General features: G+C 61.2%; 20 protein-coding genes and 1 pseudogene. 6 read left to right on the top strand and 15 right to left on the bottom strand.

The window, feature by feature from the left end:
• Positions 1 to 356: 356 nt before the first annotated feature.
• Genes A5753_RS02545 through A5753_RS02520 form a run of 6 tightly spaced genes read right to left on the bottom strand, consistent with a single transcriptional unit; the run spans position 357 to position 7,976 of the window.
• A complete protein-coding gene (locus A5753_RS02545; RefSeq protein WP_067123007.1) occupies positions 357 to 2,024 on the bottom strand; it encodes an MCE family protein in 1,668 nt (555 codons plus the stop codon).
• Positions 2,024 to 3,181 carry an MCE family protein gene (locus tag A5753_RS02540; protein WP_067123005.1) on the bottom strand — a complete coding sequence of 386 codons (1,158 nt, stop codon included), beginning with the start codon at positions 3,179 to 3,181 and terminating at the stop codon, positions 2,024 to 2,026. The genes A5753_RS02545 and A5753_RS02540 overlap by 1 nt, the downstream gene beginning before the upstream one ends.
• A gap of 38 nt (positions 3,182 to 3,219) precedes the next feature.
• Positions 3,220 to 4,674 carry an MCE family protein gene (locus A5753_RS02535; protein ID WP_082971140.1) on the bottom strand — a complete coding sequence of 485 codons (1,455 nt, stop codon included), beginning with the start codon at positions 4,672 to 4,674 and terminating at the stop codon, positions 3,220 to 3,222.
• Complete coding sequence (locus A5753_RS02530; protein ID WP_067123140.1) at positions 4,674 to 5,738, bottom strand: MCE family protein; 1,065 nt, start codon at positions 5,736 to 5,738, stop codon at positions 4,674 to 4,676. Before A5753_RS02530 ends, A5753_RS02535 begins: the two co-directional genes overlap by 1 nt.
• Positions 5,728 to 6,762, bottom strand: coding sequence for an MCE family protein (locus A5753_RS02525; RefSeq protein ID WP_067122999.1), 1,035 nt, complete (start codon positions 6,760 to 6,762; stop codon positions 5,728 to 5,730). The genes A5753_RS02530 and A5753_RS02525 overlap by 11 nt, the downstream gene beginning before the upstream one ends.
• Complete coding sequence (locus A5753_RS02520; protein ID WP_067122996.1) at positions 6,762 to 7,976, bottom strand: MCE family protein; 1,215 nt, start codon at positions 7,974 to 7,976, stop codon at positions 6,762 to 6,764. Before A5753_RS02520 ends, A5753_RS02525 begins: the two co-directional genes overlap by 1 nt.
• Before the next feature lie 87 nt (positions 7,977 to 8,063).
• Between A5753_RS02520 and A5753_RS02515 the strand changes: the two genes are divergently transcribed.
• A complete protein-coding gene (locus tag A5753_RS02515; RefSeq protein WP_067122994.1) occupies positions 8,064 to 9,710 on the top strand; it encodes a GMC family oxidoreductase in 1,647 nt (548 codons plus the stop codon).
• A gap of 30 nt (positions 9,711 to 9,740) precedes the next feature.
• Here the strand turns inward: A5753_RS02515 and A5753_RS02510 are convergent, their stop codons facing one another.
• Positions 9,741 to 10,871, bottom strand: coding sequence for a spirocyclase AveC family protein (locus tag A5753_RS02510; RefSeq protein ID WP_067122991.1), 1,131 nt, complete (start codon positions 10,869 to 10,871; stop codon positions 9,741 to 9,743).
• 141 nt (positions 10,872 to 11,012) lie between these two features.
• Here A5753_RS02510 and A5753_RS02505 point away from each other — a divergent pair, with 141 nt between their 5' ends.
• Both A5753_RS02505 and A5753_RS24205 read left to right on the top strand, forming a co-directional pair.
• Positions 11,013 to 11,498: a MarR family winged helix-turn-helix transcriptional regulator gene (locus A5753_RS02505; protein WP_197694563.1), complete on the top strand. Its 486-nt coding sequence runs from the start codon at positions 11,013 to 11,015 to the stop codon at positions 11,496 to 11,498.
• Between the two features lie 289 nt (positions 11,499 to 11,787).
• Entirely contained in the window at positions 11,788 to 11,931 is a 144-nt protein-coding gene (locus A5753_RS24205; protein ID WP_156655895.1) for a hypothetical protein, read from the top strand.
• On the opposite strand, the gene A5753_RS02500 is transcribed toward A5753_RS24205, so the two are convergent.
• The 4 genes from A5753_RS02500 to A5753_RS02485 form a co-directional block, all read right to left on the bottom strand.
• A complete protein-coding gene (locus A5753_RS02500; RefSeq protein ID WP_067122984.1) occupies positions 11,928 to 12,218 on the bottom strand; it encodes a hypothetical protein in 291 nt (96 codons plus the stop codon). The two genes, A5753_RS24205 and A5753_RS02500, sit on opposite strands and share 4 nt — an antisense overlap.
• Before the next feature lie 212 nt (positions 12,219 to 12,430).
• Positions 12,431 to 12,766, bottom strand: coding sequence for an antibiotic biosynthesis monooxygenase (locus A5753_RS02495; RefSeq protein WP_197694562.1), 336 nt, complete (start codon positions 12,764 to 12,766; stop codon positions 12,431 to 12,433).
• A gap of 18 nt (positions 12,767 to 12,784) precedes the next feature.
• Entirely contained in the window at positions 12,785 to 13,432 is a 648-nt protein-coding gene (locus A5753_RS02490) for a cyclase family protein (RefSeq protein WP_067122978.1), read from the bottom strand.
• A complete protein-coding gene (locus A5753_RS02485) occupies positions 13,429 to 13,884 on the bottom strand; it encodes a hypothetical protein (RefSeq protein ID WP_067122975.1) in 456 nt (151 codons plus the stop codon). The genes A5753_RS02490 and A5753_RS02485 overlap by 4 nt, the downstream gene beginning before the upstream one ends.
• A 308-nt stretch (positions 13,885 to 14,192) precedes the next feature.
• On the opposite strand from A5753_RS02485, the gene A5753_RS02480 reads away from it, so the two are divergent.
• On the top strand, positions 14,193 to 15,077 hold the full coding sequence (locus A5753_RS02480) for a cyclopropane mycolic acid synthase family methyltransferase (RefSeq protein WP_067123137.1): 885 nt from the start codon (positions 14,193 to 14,195) through the stop codon (positions 15,075 to 15,077).
• A gap of 663 nt (positions 15,078 to 15,740) precedes the next feature.
• On the opposite strand, the gene A5753_RS02475 is transcribed toward A5753_RS02480, so the two are convergent.
• On the bottom strand, positions 15,741 to 17,720 hold the full coding sequence (locus A5753_RS02475; RefSeq protein ID WP_231989975.1) for a chloride channel protein: 1,980 nt from the start codon (positions 17,718 to 17,720) through the stop codon (positions 15,741 to 15,743).
• An 887-nt stretch (positions 17,721 to 18,607) separates the two neighbouring features.
• Here A5753_RS02475 and A5753_RS02470 point away from each other — a divergent pair.
• Positions 18,608 to 20,017 carry a NarK/NasA family nitrate transporter gene (locus A5753_RS02470; protein ID WP_067122972.1) on the top strand — a complete coding sequence of 470 codons (1,410 nt, stop codon included), beginning with the start codon at positions 18,608 to 18,610 and terminating at the stop codon, positions 20,015 to 20,017.
• Here A5753_RS02470 and A5753_RS02465 read toward each other — a convergent pair.
• Positions 20,000 to 20,539, bottom strand: a complete 540-nt coding sequence (locus A5753_RS02465) for a DUF421 domain-containing protein (RefSeq protein ID WP_082971136.1) — start codon at positions 20,537 to 20,539, stop codon at positions 20,000 to 20,002. The two genes, A5753_RS02470 and A5753_RS02465, sit on opposite strands and share 18 nt — an antisense overlap.
• 717 nt (positions 20,540 to 21,256) lie before the next feature.
• Between A5753_RS02465 and A5753_RS02460 the strand changes: the two genes are divergently transcribed.
• Positions 21,257 to 22,108: a sigma-70 family RNA polymerase sigma factor gene (locus A5753_RS02460; RefSeq protein ID WP_231989974.1), complete on the top strand. Its 852-nt coding sequence runs from the start codon at positions 21,257 to 21,259 to the stop codon at positions 22,106 to 22,108.
• A gap of 63 nt (positions 22,109 to 22,171) precedes the next feature.
• On the opposite strand, the gene A5753_RS02455 is transcribed toward A5753_RS02460, so the two are convergent.
• Positions 22,172 to 22,744, bottom strand: coding sequence for a TetR/AcrR family transcriptional regulator (locus tag A5753_RS02455; RefSeq protein WP_067122968.1), 573 nt, complete (start codon positions 22,742 to 22,744; stop codon positions 22,172 to 22,174).
• A 301-nt stretch (positions 22,745 to 23,045) separates the two neighbouring features.
• A pseudogene (locus A5753_RS02450) lies at positions 23,046 to 23,134 on the bottom strand (type VII secretion protein EsxI); the annotation flags it as partial.

Raw genomic sequence — 23,134 nt, 5'->3', positions numbered from 1 at the left:
CCAGGCTCGCCCGCTGCCCAGCGACAGCGCAGGTACTCGCCGGTTCACCGCCGATGTGGTACGCTAATGACGCGAAAGTGACACTGGGACAACGGTTTTGATACCCGACACTAATTGTCGGTTCTCATTCCCGATGTCATGTAGCGATCCCCTGAGCTGCTCCGATGCAAGTTGTCTCACCCTGTGTCATCTATGTTTCGTCTCATAATCGTGTCATTTCTTCAGGCGCTGCATCTGAGTCGCTTCGGCAAGCTCTGGTCATCGATCGGCGCGGCCGACAACGCCATTGCGTCAGTGACAGCGATTAGGAGGTGGTCGGGGGGTATCGGACTCTGGGGATCCAGTGGGCCCGCGTGTCATTCCTGCGTTGGACACATCATCATGTCGAGCCACGTCTCGGCCGGACGTAGTTTGGATGCTCCCGAGGCAAAGATTCCCACCTCGCCGCTGGGGTCAAGGAATTTGCCGGAGCTGGGGTCATAGGTGACTCCCATCGGCCCTTGAGCCTGCGGCGCCGGCGATGGTGGCGGTCCGAGCGCGTCGGGCGGAGCCGGCCCCGGAAGCTGTCCGTAGGGCGGCACAATCTGGTTGGGTGGTGGACTAAAAGGCAGCGGCGGCGGTGGCGGGCCGTCCGCAGGCGGTACTTGCAAGGGAAACGGCGCGATCGGCGCCGGCCCAGGCCCCGGAGGCACGCCGGGGGGAAGTTGGACGACCGGTGGCCCCGGGTCATAGTCGATGCCAGGCGGTATGAGCGGAAACTTGTTGGGCGGCAGGATGTTCCTGGGATTCGGTACGGGCGTGTCAAGTGGTACCGGAGGCCCACGCCACGCATTACGGCCGATGGGCACGTAGCCCTTCGGGTCACGACACAGCTGAATCGTCGGTGCACGTTTGCCGGGAAATTCCTGGCAGGGGTAATTGCGGGCACCTCGGACAACGACCGGGTCGCTCTGCGGCACTTTGCAATACATGTCGCGAGGAATGTCTCGGACCGTTTCGTCGGCGGGTGAGCGAATCAGCGGCGCGGGGATAAACCCCACACTGCACGGTGGCGGATCTTGCAGCGCAAGCTTGAAATCGGCGCGCGCCCCTTCATCGAAGGGAACCTGTTGAGCGATAGTGAGCAAAACGGCTGTCATCGCGGGAAAGATCACCAGAACCTGTTCGAGCGACTTTCGGTAGATGACACCGATGCGGCCGAAGTTTGCGAGATTGGCGGCCAGCATTGGGAAGTCTGGGCGGATGTCTCGCAGTGTGTCACCGACCTGCGGTGCTATCTCGGGCACGATCTGGAGCAAACTACTGATTTGTGGGGCAGCCCCTCGGACGTGTCCGGTGAATCGGGCCGCTCCGTCGGCAAGACTTCTGATCGCATCGCCGCTACGAATCTGAGCATCAAGGAACGGTCCGAGTTGATCCATCAGGCCCGCGATATCGTCGCCATGGGCGCTGGCCGAGTCGGCCAATAGGCGCGCTGACTGGATTAGACGGGCTAGCTCGGGTCCCGAACCGTCGAAAGCTTTGAACGTGTCGTGCAACAGATCTCGCAATCGGCTTTGACTGATCGAATCGACCAGCCGCTGCGCCTCGTGCAACAAGCCCGCAACATCCCCATTGAGCACGGTATGGTCACGACTGATCCGGGAGCCATCCCGCAGCCACGTCGGCGAAGGCTGATCTGGTGGCACCAAGTCGACGTACTGTTCTCCGATCGCGGAAACACTTTTGACAGTGGCGGTGACATTGGCGGGGATGTGAGTGCCTGAGCCGATGCGAAGTTGTGCATTCACGCCGTTGCGATAGGCCAGCGACACGTCGGTGACGCGGCCGACCGTGGTTCCGCGATAGGCCACGTTCGCGTTCTTGTACAGACCACCGCTGGCCGCGAAGTTGGCGGTCACCGTGTAGGTGCCGAAGCCAAGTGCCGCCGGAATCTGCACGTAGCTCACCGCGATAACGCTCACGGTAATCACGGTGATCACGGCGAAGGTCGAGAGCTGCCACTTCTGAAGCCGGGAAAGCATCAGTGCGGATCCTTGGGCGCCGCGGTTGAATCATGTGTCGGCAAGCTGAAGGGATCGGCTGCTTGACCTGACAGGTTTGCCAGCGCCCCGAGCAGATAATCGGGCGGGTTGACCACTTCGGAGAGGTGCTTCATGTTCGGGTCCAATGCCGATGTTGTGAACAGGGTCTCCCCGAGACGTCTAATGGTGAGGTCGAAGGTGGCATCGATGTTCAAGAAGTCACCACGGACAGCTTGCTTGATCCCTTTCTGCGGCAGCGGATATGTGACCAGGATCGGCAGCGCATTAACGAGTTCGCGGGCCTTTCCTGAGAGCGCTTTCACTACCGGGTAGGCAGCTTTGATGTCCTCGGTGAAGTCGCGTTTGGTGTTCGAAAGTATGTTGGCAGCAATACCACCCAGCCGTCGTAGTGCATCGAACGTCGCGACAATCTGGCCACTGTCGGCGTTGAGCACGCGGAGCGCCTCGGGCACCGTCTGCAACGCTAGATTCAACTTTCCCTTGCCGTCGGCAAGAATTGAGCTGACGTGGTTCAATTTGTCGGTCGCCTGGATGATTTGGTCGGTTTGGCGGTCAAGTCCGGCTGCCAGCGTGGCAAGTTGGGGCAGAAAGTCGGCGAACTGCTCAGTACGCCCGGCCACCGCCTTATAGAGCTCGTCGGTGATGTCTTGCAGCGCCCCAAGGTTGCCCTTGTTGACCACGATGCTCAGTGAGGACAACACCTCTTCGGTGGTGGGATATCTGTCGCTGCCGTTCATCGCTATTACTTGTCCATTGGACAGTCGCCCGGCCGCAGGCGCGGCGACGGGACGCGACAGCTCGAGGTGTTGAGAGCCCAGCAGCGAGGTTTGCGCAACCTTGACCACCGCGTTGGACGGCAGGTTCACCTGCGCATCCAACGACAACTGGACAGCGGCGTAGAAGGTTCCGTCAGGTCGTTGTTCGACGCCCATTCCCGAGACACTGCCGACGGTGACGTCATCGACCATGACCGGGGAATTCTGCGCCAGGGTGGCTACATCGGGCAGTTCTACCGTGACCTTGAATGAGCCGAGGCCATGTCCTGCGGTTCCCGGCATATCCAACGAGTTCAGACCGCCGAACTGGCACCCGCTGAGCACCAAGCCCACCGCCGCGCACGACAGGCCGCACCGCATCGACTTTTGGCTATCCACCCGCCTTTGAACCACTCTCATCACCGGCCTCCGTCATCGGTCGGGATCGGCAGATCGGTCACTGGTAGAGGTGCGCCAGGTAGGTCGCGGGCCGGCGTCGTCGGCTGCGCCGGAGCGCCCGGAGCAGGACCCGCGTTGGGAGGCGGTCCAGCGACCGGCGGCTGCGGTTGAGCCGGTGCCCGGCCTGCATGAGCCGGCGGTCCGGCTGCTGGCGGCACCAGCAGGTCTTTCAGGTTGGTCTCGGGCGAAAATGATGGCGGGGTCACGCCCGGCAGCGGCTGCCACTGCAGTTGCGCGATCGGTGTTCTGGCCTTTGCTTCGGTTTCTGGTGTGTCGTAAATGATTTGGCCTTTATAGGCGTTGATGCTGTTGATCGGATGGAACAGGAATGGTGGGTAGTTCACGGCAAGGCGTCTCACGACGGGGCCTATCCGCTCGCGGCAGATCTCGGCGCGCCTGAAGTAGTCCGGTGTTCCAGCCGTCTCAAAGGTGCCGCAGATGAACTGCACGGGGTTGGCAAAATTCGGTAGCGTGACAAGACCCGACATCGACCCCTGGGCCGGGTCGTAGATGTTGTAGAAGTTGGCAAGGCCGGTGGGCGCGACGTGCAAGGTCTGTTCGAGCTCGTCGCCATGATCGTTGAGTAGTTTCGTGAAGCTCGCCAGTTTGTTGATTTGGGCAACCAGGGGATCATTGGTGTCTTTGAGGAAACCCCGGACGTCGCCGAGGGCGTGGTTGAGCGCGTCGAGCGCGCCGGTCAAGTCTGATGAACTGTCGGCCAGGACTTGACTGACCGCGGCGACGTGGTTTGCGAACTGCACAATCTGTTCATTGCTTTGCGACAGCGCATCCACCACGATGCGCAGGTTTTTGATCGTGCCGACCAAGTCGGTGCGTGAGTCGCCGAGGCGCCCAGCCGCCTGGGAAAGCTCGCGCACGGCTTGCCGAAATGTGTCGCCTTGGCTGTCGAAGGTATCTGCGGCCTGGTTGACGAGTTTGGTGACGGGGCCCTGCAGGGATCCCGGCTGCGGCGCTAGCTGGGTGCTGAGTTTAGTCAGTTCATTCTTGATCTCGTCCCACTCGACAGGCACCGCTGTGCGGGCTTGAGGAATTGTGCTGTGGTCAGCCAGGATTGGCCCCTGGTCATAGGTAGGCGTCAGTTCGATGAACCTCGAGGCCACCAGGCTTGGAGAGATGATGATGGCCTGCGCATCCGCGGGTATCGGCACGTCGCCTCTGACACCCATGACGATCTTGGTGTGTTCGGGCTCTGGTGAAATGGATTTGATGCTGCCGATCCTCACGCCGGCCACTTTGACATCGTCGCCTACATACAGGCCGACGGCCGACGAAAAATATCCGGTTACCGCGATCGTGGTGGCCCTGGGCCACAGGTGAAAGATCCCGCCGCCCAACGCGAGCACTAAAATCGCGGCCACCACCCGCCGCACCCTTGATGCTGAGCGCAGCTCCATCACGGAGTCCTGGGCCTGATGATCATGCGCTCGCTGATGAATCCACGCAGGAAGTCCGCCAGGCTTTGCGGCAGTTTGCCGGGCTGGAAGACCGCATCCAGGACCATGGCTCCCACGGTCGCGGGCGGCACACCGTACGTGTTGACGCTGAAGCCCGGACCCGACCCGACAACCTCTCCCAGCTCGGTGGAATACACGGGAAGTCGCTTTAGCGATTCGCCAATCTGGGTCTGACGCGAGTTGAGATTGCCGAGGACGAGATTGAGCTTGTTTAAGGTTGGACCCAGCTGTGTTCGGTTGTCGGCGATAAAGCCCGAGATTTGCTGCGCAACATCACGGATCCCTGCGATGAGAACGCCCAACTGCTGTCTTCGTTCGGCGAGCGCGGCAAACAGGTCGCGGCCATTACCAATCAGCTGGTTGATCTGCCCCGCCCGGTCAGCCAAAAGTTGTGACACATGGTGGGTATGGGATAGGAGTTGACCGATACGTTCATCACGGTTATTGATCGTCTTCGATAATGCGGTAACACCCTCGAGCGCACTTCTTAGCTGCGGAGTGGCCTCGTGCAGGGCGTCAGTGAGCACCCCCATCGCCTGAGCCAATTGCTCGCTGTCCACCCCACCGGCGGCTTTGCCTAAATCTTGTAACGCATTGTTCAGGGTGTAGGGAGTGGTGGTGCGCCCCACCGGAATTGAGGTCACCGAACCATCCCCAGCCGGAACAACATTAAGGGAGCGCTGACCGAGTACCGAGTCAGCCTTGATCGACACGACCGACTGATCACCAAGTCGCGCCTTGCGATCCAGGTTAAAGCCGACACGGGCCAAGCGGTGTGCCAACTCGATCGAGGTGACATGTCCAACGACGTAGCCCATGATCTGCACGTCGTCACCTTGCTTGATACCCGCGGCATTGGTGAAATACGCGTCACAATTCTTGCCGCGCGGCCATAACGGAAGTTGCCCATATCCGATCGAGATGAGCAGCACGCAGACAATCACCGTGACGCCTATCGTGCCCGTGCGCAACGGATCGCGCTTGCCCGGAGCTTCATTTAGCAAAAGCACACCGCCCTTTGGTCGGGTCGGGAGGACCACCGGCAGGAATAATGATGTCGCTGCCCGCGGGCCCGTTGATCTTGATCTTGAGCGAGCAGTAATAGAAGCTGAAAAAAGATCCGTAGGCGCCCAGCGAGGTCAATCGCTTGTAGTCCTCCGGCAACGGGTCTAGCACGTCGTTGATGTCCTTTTTGCGCCGATCAAGCTCGGTGGACAACGGACCCAATTCCTTGATGACCGCCTGCAGCGGCCGCCGAGAGCCGGACAGCATCTCGGTCAGGTCGGTTTCTGCCGATGCCAAGGGCCCGATGGCTCCCGCGATAGGCTCTCGACCGGCAGCGAGAGTGCCCACCAACTTCTGAAGCTGGTCGACGCCGGCATCTAGCTGGCTAGATTTGGAGTCCACGGTGCCGAGCACCTGATTCAGGTTTTCGATGACCTCACCGACCAATTGATCCCGCGCCGCGAGGTTTTGGGTGAAAGAGCTGGTGCTGGAAAGCAGGTCGGCAAGCGTTCCGCCTTTACCCTGCAGCACGGCGAGAATAGTGTTGCTGATCTCGTTCACCTTGTGCGCGTCGAGTCCTTTGAGGACGGGCTTAAGTCCCCCGAGCAACGCATCCAGATCTAGAGCGGCCTCGTTGTTTTCAAGTCGAATAGTGCCCCCGCGAGGTAATTTCCTGAGATCGCCCGGGCCAGCCGCGATCTCGAGGTAACGATTACCCACCAAATCTTGGTAGCGGATCATCGCACGGGTGGACGTAAAAAGTTGATAGCGTTTGTCAACATCAAAAGTGACGCTGACATACCGGTCGTGTAGTTCGATTGATTTCACCTTACCGACAACGATCCCCGAAATACGCACGTCCTGCCCGCTCGCTAACCGCGATATCGACGTGAAATCGGCGTGATACTCTTCCGTCGAAGAAAATCTGAATTGGCCGAAAGTGACTGTGAGAAAGCCGAGCACGAGCAACATCGCTACGACGAAGATCGCCACTTTTGCTTTCAGATGCCGCGTGCCCGTCATCAGTAGTCGTCGCGCTCGGCGAAGGAACCGTGGAAGAGGAACTGCAGCGTTGAAGGTGCATCGATCTGCATTTCGGTGTTGGGCTGATACGGAACGTAGGCGTTATCGGTCACCAAAAACGGTGTCTTGTACCAAGAGCCGCTGCCCTGCTTGGTCGGCAAGTTGGGCAACCCGCGACAGTTCGGACCGCCGGAAGCGTTGACGATCGGCAAGCTCTCGGGATAGGTGTAGCTCGGCGCCCCGGGAAGCAGTGCCGCACTGACGAAAAGGGCCGGTTTCGTGACCCCGAGATAGGGTCCGAATCGTCCTATCGCGTCGGACAACGCGGTGAGCAGACAGCCGTACTCCGGTGAGTAGTCGTGCAGAACTTTTAGCGGCGCCCGAAGGCGCTGGATCGCGGCGATGTAGGAGTCGGCGGCCGGTGCCAATGTCTGCTCGCCCTCACTGGCCACCCCCGCGGCCGCCAACAGTGACTCCGTCAGGTCTTTTTGCCGGCGCGCGATGGTGTTGCTGATCGTGGGCACGTTATCCAGCGTCGTGACAAGATCGGGTGCGGCTTCCGCATAGATTTCGGCAGTTTGAGCCGCGCGATCAAAGTCGGATTGCAGCGCGTCCAGTCGCGGATTGACCTTGGCCAAAAGGGAATTCAGGTCAGCGGTCAATGCACCTAGGTTGTTTCCATTGTCGCGTAATCCCTCACTGAGTGCCGCAAGCGTCGCATTCAATGCCACGGGGTCAATCTTGTGAAGAGTGTTGAGTAGCGTCTCGAACAACGAATTGACTTCTACCGCCACTGCGCCGGCGGTGAACCGCGCTCCCGCCGCCACCGCTCCGGCCGAGGGGTGGGCGGGTTCAAGAAACTCAACCGACTTTGCGCCGAATACCGTTGTGCTAGCTATGCGGACCGTCGAATTCGAAGGGATGAATGCAAGCTGGTCACGGCGAACAGCAAGGATGAGCTCGGCGTGTTCGCCGTCATATCGGATGCTCGTCACCTTGCCGACCTGAACACCCAAATACTTGACCTTTGCGTCGCGTTCCATCACCAGACCCGCTCGCGGCGCAGTCACGGTAACCATTGCGACGTCAGTGAATACATCGCTGTAGGCCAAGTATGTAAACACGCAATAGGCTGACAGCGCCGCGGCGGCAATCACCGCAGCGACCCGAGTCGCGCGGCGTCGACCCCTTTCTTGCAACACCGCACCCCCCATGGCGCCTCTCCGTGGGCCGACTATGTTAGCGTCAGCAGATACTTCAGATTATGAAATTAAGTTGGGTGTGTCAACGGAGGCGTTGGGATGAAGCGAGCACGGACGACGAAGGATCTCGCCACGCCGGAGCCAGCCGACTACGTCGTTGTGGGGTCCGGTAGTGCAGGGGCGATCATCGCCCGGCGCCTGGCCGACACGGGCGCCGCGGTCACCCTGATCGAGTCGGGACGCCAGCGGCGCGGCCCGCTGGTCACGGTCCCGGGCATGTGTGGGGCCATTCACGCGGCTACGGCCCTGCAGCGATTGGTCACCTGGCCCGCTTATAGCGTCCCCCAACGACATATGAAGGGCCGCCAGCTTCCCCAGTCTCACGGCCGGATACTCGGCGGCGACAGCGTGATAAACGGGATGGCGTTTGTACGCGGAAACCGGCAGAACTACGACGACTGGGCGGCCAGCGGGGCAAAGGGCTGGGGATTCTCCGAGGTGCTGCCCTCCTTCCGACGGCTGGAGAGTTTCGAGGACGGTCCCAGTGATCTGCGCGGCGGAGACGGCCCAATTGCGGTGGAACGGGCCACATGCCTGGCGAGTGTTACCAAAAGCTACATGGTCGCGCTGGCGGCGACCGCCGACGTCGGGATGAACGAGGATTACAACGGTGCGCAGCAGGCCGGGGTGGCGCCACTTCAGCAGAGCGCCGGCGCCGGCCGGAGAGTGGGCACCGATCGTGGATACCTGTGGGATGCGCCGCCGACCTTGCGGGTGCTCACCGACGCAACCGCGACCCGGGTGATGGTGGAAAACGGCCGGGCGGTGGGAGTGGAGTTGGTCACTGGCCGCAACCGGCGACCGATTACACCTGTGCGCGCGAGCAGCGAGGTGATCGTCAGCGCTGGGTCGCTCGGTTCGCCGCGACTTCTGATGCTCTCCGGCATCGGCCGTGCAGCCCACTTGCGTGAGCATGGGATCAACGTCATAGCGGACCTGCCGGTCGGTGACAACCTGCACGATCATCTGTTCGTGCCGATGTCCTACCGGGCGCCCGGCGGGCGGAGTTCATCGCCACTGAGTTTTGCCGGAGCTGCGGTCCGCGAATGCGTGCGTCCGCGGTCGACATATCTGGCGCACACCCTGTTCGAGGCCGTGGGCTTCGTCGACAGCGGAGTGCGGACGGGCACCGACGTTCCGGACTTGCAGGTGTTCATCCTTCCGATGGGCTATCCCGAGAATCAGGACAGCCCGGGCCTGCACCTGGCCGCTGATTCGTCACCGGCGTTAACGCTCCTTCCGACTATGATCTATCCGGAGAGCCGGGGAACCGTGCGCCTGGCCTCGACAGATCCGTTCACTGCTCCCCTCATCGATCCCAACTACCTGGCCGAACCCCGGGATCTGGCGACCCTGGTGGCCGGCATGGAGCTCGTGCGGGAGACGTTGGCACACAAGGCGATCGCACGCGAGATTGGTCGTGAGGTGCTGCCCGGCTCCAATCAGAATGGCGCCGACCTCGCGGAATTCGTACGACGAAACGCTTCGGGTGTGTATCACCCGGTCGGGACGTGCCGGATGGGCACCGACGAACGCGCGGTTGTCGATCCCGCGCTACGGGTAAGGGGCGTGGCGGGACTGCGCGTGGCCGATGCATCGATCATGCCGAGCATCGTCGGAGGCAATACGAATGCCGCGGCGATGATGATCGGAGAACGGGCCGCCGAACTGATAATCGGGGCTTGATGCTCGTCGGCTGATCGCGCGCCGCGGAGGTCACTGGAAATTGCAGCGGTCGGACTGCACAACGATGTCTCTCGGTCGGCCTTCCGGTTGCGCGATCTGCCACGAACTGGCCTTGCCGGCGGTGAATGGTCCCGGGGCTCCTTGAGATTGGTAGTAGCCGCGCGGATCCCAGGTCTTCGCCTGGGGGTACGGCCACGGGCAGGCGACGGTGGACGCTGCGCCAGTCGCACGTACCAGCCAAAAGACTGAGCTAAACGTGATCATTGCGATGTTCACAACAATCGCCATCACCAGGAAGGTAGCCAACGTGGGGCGACGAGCATGCAGGCGCAGTCGCTGTGCAATCTTTTCGGCCTGGGATCTTCCGGTGTCGTCGCGATACAGCAGGACCGAAGCAGGGATCATGACGATCGTGATGAGCCCGCTTGCCATCATCAGCGGGAACTGACTGTTCTTGCCCGTATCGACCGAGCCGAATTCGATGACGTGGCTGTATGTGAGGAACTGGGCACGGGTCAGGAGGATCTCTTGAGCAGCATCCCAGATGACGCCGATGACGAACGTCAGCACGGCTATTGAGATCAGCGGATGGCGCCAGACGAAGGCCCCCGGATCACTGCGGCGCTGGATGGTCCGCAGGATCGGCATGGCCAGGAAGTAAGGAACGAGGACATAGGGCGCGTAAATGAAGGAGGTCAGCGGTTCAATAATCGGAGAGATGTTGAGCCACGGCCACTCTCGGGGAAAGTGCCAAAGATTTGGGTTGTAGACCAGGCCGATTGCCCAGTTGTTGATCGGATCCCACCAAAACAGTGTGCTGGTGGCGAGGACCATAAGTATGACCGGCTGTCCGGGATGCCGCCTCCACACGAGAATCGAGGCGACGATGGTGCCAGCGGCGAGCAAAGCGCCCAATATCTGTCCCCACGCGAGCCAGTCGAAGGGGTGTAACAGCGGCTGCACCGGAGGCGGCTTGCCCACGCCGTCGGGATTCACGTTCTCGGGCGACACCGGTCCATGCTTGTCCGCGGTCGCCAAAATGAGGACCGCCAACGCGGCCACCGTCACCCAGCCGATCAGGGCCTGCCAAGGTGAAACAGCGCGGGGGTGCACGGTCCGGTTGGCGACAGAACGCTCGTGGACAGGAACTGATGGCTTCATTGCACTCCTCGCTGTATCCCCGCGACCTCTAGTGACGCGTGAGGCGAACATCGCCCAGGGTGAAGATTAACCCAGTTTATTCATATAATGAAGTATTCTGCTGAGTCGCTGTCAGACGTTGAGGCGGTAGCGTATGGCATCGTGACCGATGCCCTTGGACCTGCCGACGACGCCGACATCGTCGACTTTCTTGGAGCAGTGATGGACGTCGAACGTATGATTGCGACCCTCACCATGCCGGTAACCCACAAGTATGGAATCTCTGAACGCGCCCTCGGCATCATCTTTCTGGTTCACGCCGGGCTCGACCGCCCCAGCTCGCTGAGCGAATACCTCAACGTGCTGCCGAGTACCATCACCGCGGACATCGACAAGCTCGCCGCCGCGGATCTGTTGCGACGGACGGCATCGAAGTCCGACAAACGGGTCACCCGCATCCAGGTGACGCCGCGCGGTGCGCGCGTGCAAAAGGAGTCGTTGCGCCAGCTGCATGAGTTCTTTCGAGCCAAGGCGGCCGGCGTGGCTCGCGAAGAACTCCAAGCCTGCATCGCTACGCTCCGCAGGCTCAGCGGTGTTCCGAAGTCGCCAGTTCCAAATCCGCTGCGGAAGGCCGACGACACCCGCTGATCGAGTCCGGCCGGGCCGGGATATGGCTCTATAGCAAGCTGTTTCGCTTGGGTGGCGGTGCATTGGACTATTCGCCGGCCGCGAGGGCCAGCTCGGTCTCTGTCTCACTTTCGTGTCATCTATGACATCGACATGACAGGCCAGATGAGAACCTGCACCCGGGTGGCTTGTCGGCCGCGTCCGGTTCATCAGTGTTTCGTCAAGCCTTTCGCTCTCGGTCATAGCCATCGGCGCGCCGCGCCTCAGACTCCGGTCGATCCACGGTCCCCCTTCGATCCTCAACACGGCGATGAGCGCTGTTGTCGAGCTTGCATATCCCGTGCAGCCCGTCAAGATCCAAACGCTGCTCGCCGTCAAGGGAGACGTGGTGGATCCTGACCTGGCAGGCGAGGGCGCCGAGATGAAACACGCCTTCCCGACAGCGTCAAGCTAGATGACGAGACCCGCTGGCTGCTCACGAATTTGGGCCAAGCGTTCAGAATCCAGCGGAATCGAGGTGCCAGGCACGACCGGGGTGATCGTGTCGCGTTCGTAGATCGCGCGCAGCACTTTGATCTTCCAATCGTCACCGATGCGCTCAAGCTGATACAGCAGCCGGGTGAATGAAACCAGGTCTACCCGGACACCCTCGATATCGTCGCGGAACTGGATCTGGGCGCTGACTTCAAGCACCGCGCGGTTACCGTCTACATGCGCTACCGGCGCCGCGAGTTGGTGCACCGGTCGTACACCAGAGTCGAAGCTCGTTTTGGACCCGCCACGAATGCAGCCCCCGTGTCATGGATCCAGCTCAGCGAAACCAGCGAGTCCGCGTCGAAGCACTTCTGCATCTGGTCCCACCAGCCCCGGTCGCGCCCCTGGCGCTCCAGTAAAACAACCTGAGTTACGGCAATAATGTCGTCTGTGCGTGCAGTCACCGTAAATCCTTTCAATCAGCCGAATTTGGCTGCAGTCTTGTAGATTCCGCGGTGCGGGGTGAAGGACGATGCGGACCCGGCCGCGTAGGCGTCGAGTTCGGCTCTGAACTCAGGTGCCTGGGTGGGCGCCTTGAAATCGGCTCGGCTACGCCATTTGCTGACGTTGATGAGCTGGAATTCGGTTGTGGAACCCGTAGCCCGATGAAGTTCTGCGGAGATAAATCCCTCGGCGGATGTCGTCAGACGGGAGCGGTGCTCCCACTGTGCGATGAACGTGTCGATCTCATCTTCGGGAATGTCGAAAACATTGATGAAGGTGATCGGTCCGTCGTCGGCAGGCCGTTCAGTCACAAGAATCTCCTCAAGGTGTCAGAAAACGGCGATCGGATTGACGGGAAGTCCTGTGCTGCCGTTGATTCGAGGCGGGGCAAGCACGAGCATGAAGCTGTGACGCTGCTCGGCCCGGCACACCTCGGCCAATTCATCGACCGCGGTCGCATCGACCAACGGCATACCCAGGCGGGCCAGCGCCACCTGATGCACCGCGACTGGTGGAGACCAGGGCCGGGCGTCGCCGATATCGCCGAGATAGACGCTGACATCGCGCTCACCGAGCCAGCGGACGGCATCCAAACTCAGTCCCGGAACTGGTTGGTCCATCGGCTGATTGGTGTCCCAACCGCCGCGCACCACCACCGCGTCCCCGCTGTGCAACGTGCTGTCTGTCCGCTCTAAAGCCCCGTCGAGGTGGGTCCGCTCCACGAGATGGTCAGCATCCAACCGACCGCCGGGCGCCAGATCCAGCAGCACACCGCGAGTCAGGATTCCATCTCCGAAGCTGTCACTGCCGGCGTGTCGCACCCCGCCCGGAGTCACAGCTTCGGCCAATGGCACTCCCGGATAAACCTGGCCTTCCGACGGAACATGTGACACCGCGTCGAGGTGAGTCAACCCTGCATTGTGGATATTGATCACCAACGAGTTCCCGATACCGAGCACAGCCTCCGATGCCGTCACCCGCGACGCCGGCGGCGCAGCAGCCTTTGCATCGTGCCTAGTGCGCCGCGTGCCGCGTAGATGGCGGACACGATGGACAGCAGAACCATGACGACGAACATCAGCAACCAGTTCGCCCTGTCGTGGCTGACGTTCCACCAGACGATCGTGAACAGCACGGCGCAGATGAAAACCAGACTGTCGCGCCAGTTTCCGCGATAAGAGAAGGCCACCTCGCGTATAGCACGGCTCGTCTCACTTGCGGCAATCATGTCGTCGATACGATCGTTGATGCTTTGTTGCAGTCTTTCCCGTCGATCCGCCTGTTCCTGCGGAATTCTTTCCAGGAGGTCAAGATCCTGCTTGATCAGGCTGCGGTAGTCCGGCCCCTTCAGGCCGCCCGCGGCGATCCCGAGCAGCGCGCCGCCGGCGATGGGGGCTGCCCCCAATGTGAGCGCAGCTATTCCAGGCATCGTTCTCCTTCATAGTTATCGGCCGAGTATCCGCCGAACCTCCTGCCGTGCGCCGCCAACACTCCCGACGTGGCGTCGCCGATGCAGCCGATCCCCCGCAGGGATCTTGAACGATCGGTTCCCGATGTTGGGGCGCCGCTCCCTCCGAAAGTCGGACGTGCCGGCATAGTAGTTCAACTCGTCGCGGTCCTTGCAATCGCTGGATAACGTCTGCCAATTCATTTGCGTGAAGGCACGGTTGGTGTCGATGGAGTAGCGTTATTGCGCATGCTAAGCAATCGCGGAGCAACGTGGAGACGGTTCTGAGTATGGCGGACGAGACAGAATCAGCGACGGCGATGGAGCCGCACTTCAAAGAGGTCCAGGCGCACTACGACCTCTCCGACGATTTCTTTGGAACCTTCCAGGACCCGTCCCGCACCTACAGTTGCGCGTACTTCGCCCGCGACGATATGTCGCTGGAGGATGCACAGCTCGCGAAGATTGATTTGTCGTTGGGCAAGCTGGACCTGAAGCCCGGCATGACGCTGCTCGACATCGGATGCGGGTGGGGCGCGGCGATAAAGCGTGCAGTCGAGAAGTACGACGTCAACGTCGTCGGCCTGACGCTGTCCAAGAACCAGTGCAAGTTCGCTCAGAAGTTGCTCGATGGGCTGGACTCCGAGCACTCGCGTCGCGTCTTGCTGCGCGGCTGGGAGCAGTTTGACCAATCCGTTGACCGAATCGTCAGCCTCGAGGCTATCGAGGCGTTTCCCCCGGAGCGGTACGCGCCGTTCTTCAAGGCGTGCAGCAGAATGTTGCCCAGCGGCGGGCGGATGGTGTTGCAGGCGATCCTCGGACACCCGCTGAAGCGCTGGCCAGAAATGGGCATTCCGATCACGATGACCGACCTGCGGTTCATGCGGTTCATCGCCAAGGAGATCTTCCCGGGCGGGTCGATCCCGTGCGCTGAGGACATCATCAACCTGTCGCAGGACGCCGGGTTCACGGTGGAGCACAAGGAACTCCTAAACGAGCACTACGTACGCACTCTCGACATGTGGGCTTCGGAACTTGAAGCCCACCACGACGCCGCGGTCGCCGCGACCTCCGAGGAGATCTACGAGCGGTACATGAAGTATCTGCGGGGCTGCAGCGACTTCTTCGCGCGGGGAATCAGCGAGTTGGGGCAGTTCACGCTGGTCAAGGGGTGATCACGGCGCACCGAACACCCATGCCGCGCTGTGTCGGCCGAACCCGAAGCTCCAGCCACTCCTCCGGAGGGGTCAGTGTCCAATTGGGCCCCCGGTGATGGCGGTCGAGGTGAATAACGGGCAGCCCAGCGCGCCGGCCCAACCCACGGGAGAACGTAGATTTTGCCCGCCCCGCCCGAACCGATAACCATGACGCGCCGCACGGCTCACCGTGCACTCGCCACCGATGTTCCAGAATTTGGGACGGTGACACCGAATTCGGGAAACCCTACAACGTTAGCAACAGTCCCCCAACCAGGTGTAGGTTCTCATTTCGCCTGTCATCTCTTCGATTCTGGACCAGCTGCGATCGAAGTCGTCTCACAAGATGTCATTGGGGCTTTGGCTCAAACTCATGTCATTTCTTCAGACTGGCCTCACCCGGATCCGACCAGCCTTGCCGACCGGCCGTCCCACGGCTACCACTTCCGGCACTGTGACATCGCGGCGGCCGATCATCACGTTTGCCCACCACATGGGTACTGCGAAATCCTGGGCGCCTGGTAACGGTCGATATGCCCGAGTGACGGTTTATAAGTCTTGCTGTGCACCACTACATTTCGCGCCCGCCGGTGGCAGGGGCGGCCACTCGCTTCGTTAGCGGCGCCGACGTCGTTGTCGGGATCAATCGCGGGATGGGGGAAGCGAATTGAAATCGCGGCCTTGGCCGGCGCCGATGGTGGCGCCATTGACGTTGTTGTAGCGGCCGGCGGGGACAAGGACGTTGACCCGGTCCCCGGTGGTGAGTCGGATGGAAGGGTCGGCCTCGACAAGCTGGCGGTCGTGGAGGATCGACACGGGAAGGTAATCGGCTGGCAGGTCGATTTCATCCAGGGTGCGGCCAACCGCAGCCGAGTCGGCTCCGAGTGTGTACTCGACGATTTGGTACCCGGCGAGCTGGCTACCCAGATCGTGTTCGGCGGTTCCCGCCCGCGGGTCCGCCCATTGGGCCGCGGTGCGGCCGGCCGCCATGCCCGGCTCGGCGTCGGCAAGGTAAACAGCGACCGCGCGCAGCACGTTCTGGTTGGTCAGCCAGCCCTGTACCCGGCGGGCATTGGTGTCGATAACCGGTAGTCCATCACGGCCATAGAGCACGAGCTGTCGAAGGGCTTGAGCCAGGCTGTCGTTGGCGAATAGCGCTTGTGGTTCGCGAACCCGAGTAACAGGTCCGAACACGGTTGTTCGGTCCGGGCCCGAATCTTCGTCGCGGGAGAGATCGAACGGAACGGTGAACCGGTGCATGGCGTCAGCGGCGGTGAGGTCGGCAAACGCACGGACAGGTGTTGGGCGGTCGATGTCGATGCCACGGCGAAGCAGTTTGGTGGTGTAGATCGTGCCGTAGGAAAGTGCGCGCGACACGGTGCTACCGACGGCGACTGCCAACATGACCGGCAGGGTGAGCGTGAAGTCCCCCGTCATCTCGACCGTACTGGCCAGCGCGGTGAGCGGAGCGCGCGCGGCGGAGGCGAATACAGCGCCCATTCCGATGATCGCGTAGAGGGCCGGTTCCCCTGCCCCCGGCCCGATTAGTTGGTGAACGACGAGTCCGAAGGCCATGCCGGAAGTAGCTCCCACGAATAGCGAAGGTGCGAATACGCCGCCTGAGCCGCCAATGCCGATGGTCAGGCTGCAGGCCAGCATCTTGCCTGCGGCGAGAATTACCAGAAACCACAGCGCATAGTGGCCCGCGAAAGCGGCATACATTACCGAGTAGCCCACCCCGTACAGTTGTGGCACCGCTAGCAGCACGAGACCGAGCACGATTCCGCCAACTGCTGGCCGTGCCCAGTCCGGGCGGCGACGCCACACCCGGTCACACAGATCCTCGGTGTAGTAGAGCACGCCCTTGAACACCACTCCGATCAGGCCGGCGATCGCTGCGAGGACGGCCACTAAAAGGTAATTAGCGATGTGGTCCAATTCAATGCCGGTGGGGAGCTGGGTGAGGAAGGGCGCGGAGCCGAAGAAGACCTGGGCGATAACATCCGCAACCATCGCTGAGAGCATGATGGCGAAGATCGCCTCGGCGGACAGCTCCCGCAATATCAGTTCGATTGCGAAGAAAACCCCAGTTATGGGGGCGTTGAACGTAGCCGAGATTGCCCCCGCCGCCCCGCAGGCCACCAATACCCGCAATCGGCTCTCCGGCATGCGGACCCATTGTCCGAAGCTGGACGCCAGTGCCGCGCCGATCTGCACGATCGGACCTTCTCGGCCTACTGACCCACCCGTGCCGATGCACAGCGCCGAGGCGAACGCCTTGACAACTGTCACCTGGGGTCGGATGCGACCGCCGTTTTCCGCGACCGCAATCATTACTTCCGGCACCCCGTGGCCGCGTGCCTCGCGGGCGAACCGAGAGATCAACGGCCCATACAGCAACCCGCCGATCACCGGGATGACCGCAAAGAAGCCGACTCCCAACCAGGGCAGGTTGTCGCTGCCCGCCCAGCCCTGCTGGCCGAACTCGGTGTGCCCGGTGGCGAGCCAGGTGAACCCAAAGATCAGGTAGCGAAACGCCACTGCACCCAGCCCGGCGGCGAGGCCCACCACAATTGCCACGCAGAACAGCCCGAATCGATTTGCACGCAACCAACCGGCCACCCGTCGGACTCCGTCTGACACGGATCGCGGCTGCCGCACCCTATAAATCGCCAACTTTTCCTGCTCCAATCGCGGTCACGCCGTCAGTGGCTGGATGAGGCAGATCAAGGTGTGAAGCTTTTCCGGGCTGACGCCAAGACCCAGCCAGCCGAGGAGTGTCGTATCAGCGATGCGTCTTCCAGCACGCGGAAAGGCGGTTCGATTACTGCCGCCTGATCGTTGGTTTCGTAGCAACGGCCCTGATGGTCATTCGGCTTCCCACGTGTTCGGTCGGTCCCAGTGGTCCCTTGATCGAGCTGGCGAATACGAGTCCTCACAGCTGCTGTCCAGCAGTCTAGCAGGCGGCTACTATAGCAACTACAAACTGTTTCCCAGTATTACTATAGGTGCCGCCCCCGAAGCGGTGCGCGATGTTTCCGTGCCGGTTGCGCGATGACGGTGTTGGAGCAGGCACCTCACATCTTTTCAGGAAGGTCATGATGAGGACCGACATGTCGGATGGAAGGCATCCGGTGTCGCCCGCACATTGGGGCGCTGCAGAAAATGGACGATGATGCTTCCTGATGACTACGCAATTGGCGACGTACTCGACCCAATCCTGTTCAGCGCCAGTGGGATCGGTCGACGCAATAGGATCTGTGCCGGCTTATCTGCCGCGGCTGGAGTCGCGACCGGTCCGGCACCCGCGCAGTAGCGCACCACGATGATGGGCGGGTGATTCAGCGACGACGGTGGCGGCATCAACATCTGAAACGACCGCAACAAGAACGCATTCCGTCTAGCATCGCACCGCCCCTGGCCAAGCGCACGGTCAGGCCGGCTAATTCGGCGTGTCAATTCCATAAGCACCCCTGCCACGGATTCCCAATAGGAAAGGTGAACCATATATGGCCCGCTCCCATCGCCTCTCGGACTGGGATCCCGAACACGTTTTGGCCTGGGAGGCCGGAAACAAGGCGATCGCCCGTCGCAACTTGCTGTGGATCGTCGCCTGCGACCATGCCGCTTTCGGCATCTGGACTCTCTGGCCGGTGATGGCGCTATTCATGCCCCAGAATGTGTACGGGTTTTCCGCGGCTGACAAGTTCTTGCTGGGCGCAACCGCGACACTAGTCGCGGCGTGCTTGCGCATCCCCTACTCACTGGGTATCGCAAATTTCGGCGGGCGTAACTGGACGGTGTTTTCGGTTGTGGTGCTGCTGATCCCCACCATCGGCACGATGGTGCTGTTGGCTCATCCAGGACTGCCCCTATGGCCGTATTTGGTATGCGCAGCGCTCACCGGATGCGGCGGTGCCAATTACGCCGCATCCATGACAAATACGAATTCGTTTTATCCCCATCGGATCAAGGGTTCGGCGCTTGGCTTCAACGCCGGCGCCGGCAATCTGGGCGTCCCGATGATCCAGTTGGTAGGGCTTCTGGTACTTGCAATCGCCGGTCAGCGTGAGCCCTATTGGGTCTGTGGGCTCTACCTTGTGTTCTTGACAGTGGTCGCACTCGGAGCGGCGCGATACATGGACAACCTCGACCACCCCACCGAGGCAAGCCATCTGCGCTCGATACTCTCCGAGCGTGATACCTGGGTACTCGCGCTGCTTTACCTGGGTACTTTTGGCTCGTGGATCGGTTTCTCATTCGCCTTCGGACTGGTCCTCCAGGTGAACTTCGCCGCCTCCGGGCAGAGCCGTGGGCAGGCGGCGTTGCATGCCGCCGAGTTGGCGTTCATCGGGCCGGCACTGGGGTCGGTGGCGCGCATCTATGGCGGCAGGCTGGCTGACCGCCTTGGCGGCAGCCGCGTCGCCCTCGCGGTGTTCGCGGCCATGGGGCTAGCTACCGGGCTGCTGGTCACCGCCAGTACCCTCGACGACCAAAACCGCGGTCCTACGACCACCGCGACGATGGTCGCGTACATCGGCGGCTTCATGGCCCTGTTCATCTTGTCCGGTATCGGCAACGGCGCCGTGTACAAGCTGATCCCCTCGGTATTCGAAGCGCGCAGCTACCGACTCAAAGTCGTTGAGGCCGAACGGCGTCACTGGTCGCAAGCCATGTCGGGCGCGGTAATCGGGTTCGTTGCCGCGTTCGGCGCCCTCGGCGGAGTGGGAATCAACATGGCCTTACGCCAGTCGTACCTGAGCACCGGCACAGATACACCGGCCTACTGGATCTTCCTCACTTTCTATGTAGTTGCCGCCATCCTGACCTGGAAGAGGTACGTTCGCCGGCCACACGCGACAACCACCGAACAACAAGAGGCGCCCGCACTTAAAGCGGTGTCACCGGGCTCCGTCTGAATCTGATCCGCGATCGATGCCGTTCGGCTTGCCCCCGCCGTGGGCGTCGGCGAAGACGGAGACCACGCCCTTCGTCTCCAACAGCGCAAGTCGAATCTCGTCGGGTCTGCGGTGACCATGTTGGCGCAGGATCGCGTCCAGGTCCTCGTCGGTAAGCCCGCACCGTCTCAGGTTGGGTCGGTCGAGTTGGCCGTCGCGAATAAGCACTCGGACCGGCGGGTCAACCAGTCGGCGCAGCCAAGGGATGAAGCGAAGACGCGCGACGGTGTCATGAGCGGCGATTAAGGCGAGCAAGGCTGCCGCCCCGGTGAGCCACGAGGTATCGGCAGCGGTGGCGGTACGGCCGACGATGGCGCCCACCGCAACTGCGGTGACCCAATCGAAGGGCGTGAACTCGGCGATGGTCCGCCGCAATGTAAACCGGAAAGCGGTTGCAGTCGTGACGAACAACGCCAATGCCTTGAGTGCCGCATAGGCAGCCGGTCGCCACCCATCGACCAACTGAAGCAATAAGTCGTTCATCCCTGCCACCCGATTTCCCTTGCCGGGGAGGTGAAATAGGAGGAACCATTCTCCTCATCTTTCGTCATGGTGATCTCCTTGCCTTGGTGTCAAAACTACTCACGTGCAGTGACCAGTCGCCGCACATAGACGACCCGGGCAAGACCGCCAAGCCGATGTAACACAATAAGAAAATCCACAATGCCGGGGTCTTGGTACGGGCATGAGTGCCTCGAAGAGGTCGCCATGCAACTTGCCCTTGGCCGATTCACGGGCCTGGGTACAAGATCGCTCGAGCAGCTCGGCGACGCCGTGTTCCTTCTCGAGTCTCTCGACGTTTGTCGATGATCGCTTCCGGCTTGCTCATGCGATTTCTCCCCACAGAAAGCTTTAACTGCCCTGCGCGCGCCAATGTGAACCAGGCACATCGGACGCGATCACCGTGGGATATACCCGCAATGGGTCGAACGAACCGCACTGAGATATCGAGATTGGCTCTGCGGGGTTTTGATGCCCGAGGCCGGGTATGAGAGCAGCAGACAGATCTGTCTACGTCTATAGACTGACCTGTCTACCTAGGGCGTAGACTGATCTGTATGTACCTCTTCGTAGACAGAGCGGTCTACCTCCCGCAGCAGACAGACGGGTCTATCACACGTCATAGACAGTCCCGTCTGCCCCAATGCAAAGCCGTCGTTGCGCTTGGTGTTTGCGTCTACACGGTGCTTAAGGAGCATGATGCAACCAACAAAAGTCTCCGCCTATGGCGATCCTGCGTTCCGGATGAAGCCACCTGGCATGTTCCCAAGCGATGACAGCGATTACTCCAAGATCGAGTTGCAGTTCGAACGCTTGGCCGACGCCGAAACACCTGAACAGCGCCAAGAGCGGCGTCGTCAGATCATCGTCACCTGCTTGCCGCTGGCCGATCGCATCGCCGACCGCTATGCCGGTCGCGGTGAGCCCAGCGATGACCTGATTCAAGTGGCGAGGATCGGCTTGATCAAGGCGATCGACAGGTATGACCCTGCCAAGGGAAGCTTCGTGTCGCTAGCGTTCATTCTCATTTTGGGCGAACTGCGGCGGCATTTCCGTGACAACGCGTGGGGTATGCATGTCCCACGAGGCATAAAAGACACTCATCGTCGGGTCAGGGCAGCAATCGAGCCGCTGTCTCAGCGGCTTGGACGTATCCCCACTGCCTCGGAGTTGGCCGCGGAACTGGGCGTGGGACGCGACGTTGTCAGCATCTCCATGTGGGCCGAAAACGCCTATCACCCCAAATCCTTCGACGAGCGAATTTGGGCATCGGGGAGCGACGAGGACGCCGTCGGATCGCACCTTGGAGCGGACGATCCCCGATATAACGCCGTCGAGGACGCCGTGGCAGTTGCCCGATCGATCGCCAGACTTCCTGAGCGCCACCAAGTAATCTTGAAGATGCGGTTCTATGAGTGCCTGACTCAGGCTCAGATCGCGCAGTACTTCGGTATTTCCCGAGTGCATGTCTCTCGTCGTCTTAACACCGCACTGGGCTGCCTACGCGCACAACTGTCCGACAAGCCGGGACGGCGCGAGATGTTGATTTAAGCTTTGCTTCTCGCGTTGACCATTCGCTTCTGCCATTGCATTGCAACCGTATTCGCCTGGCAGCTACCGGTGCTGCTCGATTAGCCAGGCCGCCATCGGCTTGGCTCGTCGCGCCGCGTTCCGATCACCCTCGGCGGCACACACAATGCTGCCCTTGATCAAGCCATTGAAAGTCCAGGTGAAGCTGTGCACATTTCGCAATCCGGCCTTCTTCGCCCGGCGTGTGAAAATCGCTCGGATCCTGCCTAACTGGACGGTGCATGCCTCGCCGACGCGTCCTTCATCGCCGACTTCGAGCAAGATTTTGACAAAGGACCATGCCTCGTAATCACGCCGACCGTGGAACCACCCGTCGAGCACATCGAATGTTGCTAGCAGCTGCTCCGCGGGATCGTCGGTGTCTTCTGCGGGACGGCGATCGATCACTTCATCGGTCCACAGTTCCTCGCGTTGCGCCAGGAACGCCAGGACAAGATCCTCCTTTGAGGGAAAGTACTTGTAGAGGGTCGCCTTTGCGACGCCGGCCTTGGCCACGATCTCATCCACACCGACGTCGGAGATGCCGCGCCGGGTGAACAAGTCATACGCAGTGGCAATCAGACGTTCCTTGGCACTCGGCGACTTACTGATCGTCATGCCGTACAGCTTCCCGGATGCCGGCCTTATCGTACAGAGGTGGGAGGCGAAACGACTTCTGTCGACCGTTTCAGAGTGGGACTAAGTCATGCCTGAATCAACGTACGCTCAGTCGATAACACTTCACTGAACGGCGGGTAGCCAACCGGGATTGGCGGTGCACGACGTGGGCAAAAGGGCTGACTGCCCAGCGGCGCTCCTGATACCCAGTGCGCCCGAGCAGCTGTCGGCACAGCAGGTGCGCCAACCTTGCGGTTAGACCATCCTGAACCGGCCACCTATCGGGCGAAGATTATCGATCTCAGGCCCAGCTGGACCCGACGGCGCTGTCGGTGCTGGCCATGTTGCTGCCCGCGGACTGAACCTTCTGTCCGTGCGCGTTGGCCTGCT

Source organism: Mycobacterium sp. 852002-51971_SCH5477799-a (genome assembly GCF_001667145.1).
Lineage (GTDB): Bacteria > Actinomycetota > Actinomycetes > Mycobacteriales > Mycobacteriaceae > Mycobacterium.
Note: the sequence above shows the minus strand (reverse complement) of the source record. Positions and strands in the feature narration are given on the sequence as shown.

Bases quoted from the DNA above. Each gene is read 5' to 3' on its own strand.
- A5753_RS24205 (WP_156655895.1), top strand. From the start codon at position 11,788: ATGAGCGCTGTTGTCGAGCTTGCATATCCCGTGCAGCCCGTCAAGATC.
- A5753_RS02520 (WP_067122996.1), bottom strand. From the start codon at position 7,976: ATGGGGGGTGCGGTGTTGCAAGAAAGGGGTCGACGCCGCGCGACTCGG.
- A5753_RS02460 (WP_231989974.1), top strand. From the start codon at position 21,257: ATGCAACCAACAAAAGTCTCCGCCTATGGCGATCCTGCGTTCCGGATG.
- A5753_RS02540 (WP_067123005.1), bottom strand. From the start codon at position 3,181: ATGCGGTGCGGCCTGTCGTGCGCGGCGGTGGGCTTGGTGCTCAGCGGG.
- A5753_RS02470 (WP_067122972.1), top strand. From the start codon at position 18,608: ATGGCCCGCTCCCATCGCCTCTCGGACTGGGATCCCGAACACGTTTTG.
- A5753_RS02510 (WP_067122991.1), bottom strand. From the start codon at position 10,871: ATGAAGCCATCAGTTCCTGTCCACGAGCGTTCTGTCGCCAACCGGACC.
- A5753_RS02485 (WP_067122975.1), bottom strand. From the start codon at position 13,884: ATGCCTGGAATAGCTGCGCTCACATTGGGGGCAGCCCCCATCGCCGGC.
- A5753_RS02545 (WP_067123007.1), bottom strand. From the start codon at position 2,024: ATGCTTTCCCGGCTTCAGAAGTGGCAGCTCTCGACCTTCGCCGTGATC.
- A5753_RS02480 (WP_067123137.1), top strand. From the start codon at position 14,193: ATGGCGGACGAGACAGAATCAGCGACGGCGATGGAGCCGCACTTCAAA.
- A5753_RS02455 (WP_067122968.1), bottom strand. From the start codon at position 22,744: ATGACGATCAGTAAGTCGCCGAGTGCCAAGGAACGTCTGATTGCCACT.
- A5753_RS02515 (WP_067122994.1), top strand. From the start codon at position 8,064: ATGAAGCGAGCACGGACGACGAAGGATCTCGCCACGCCGGAGCCAGCC.
- A5753_RS02465 (WP_082971136.1), bottom strand. From the start codon at position 20,539: ATGAACGACTTATTGCTTCAGTTGGTCGATGGGTGGCGACCGGCTGCC.
- A5753_RS02535 (WP_082971140.1), bottom strand. From the start codon at position 4,674: ATGGAGCTGCGCTCAGCATCAAGGGTGCGGCGGGTGGTGGCCGCGATT.
- A5753_RS02525 (WP_067122999.1), bottom strand. From the start codon at position 6,762: ATGACGGGCACGCGGCATCTGAAAGCAAAAGTGGCGATCTTCGTCGTA.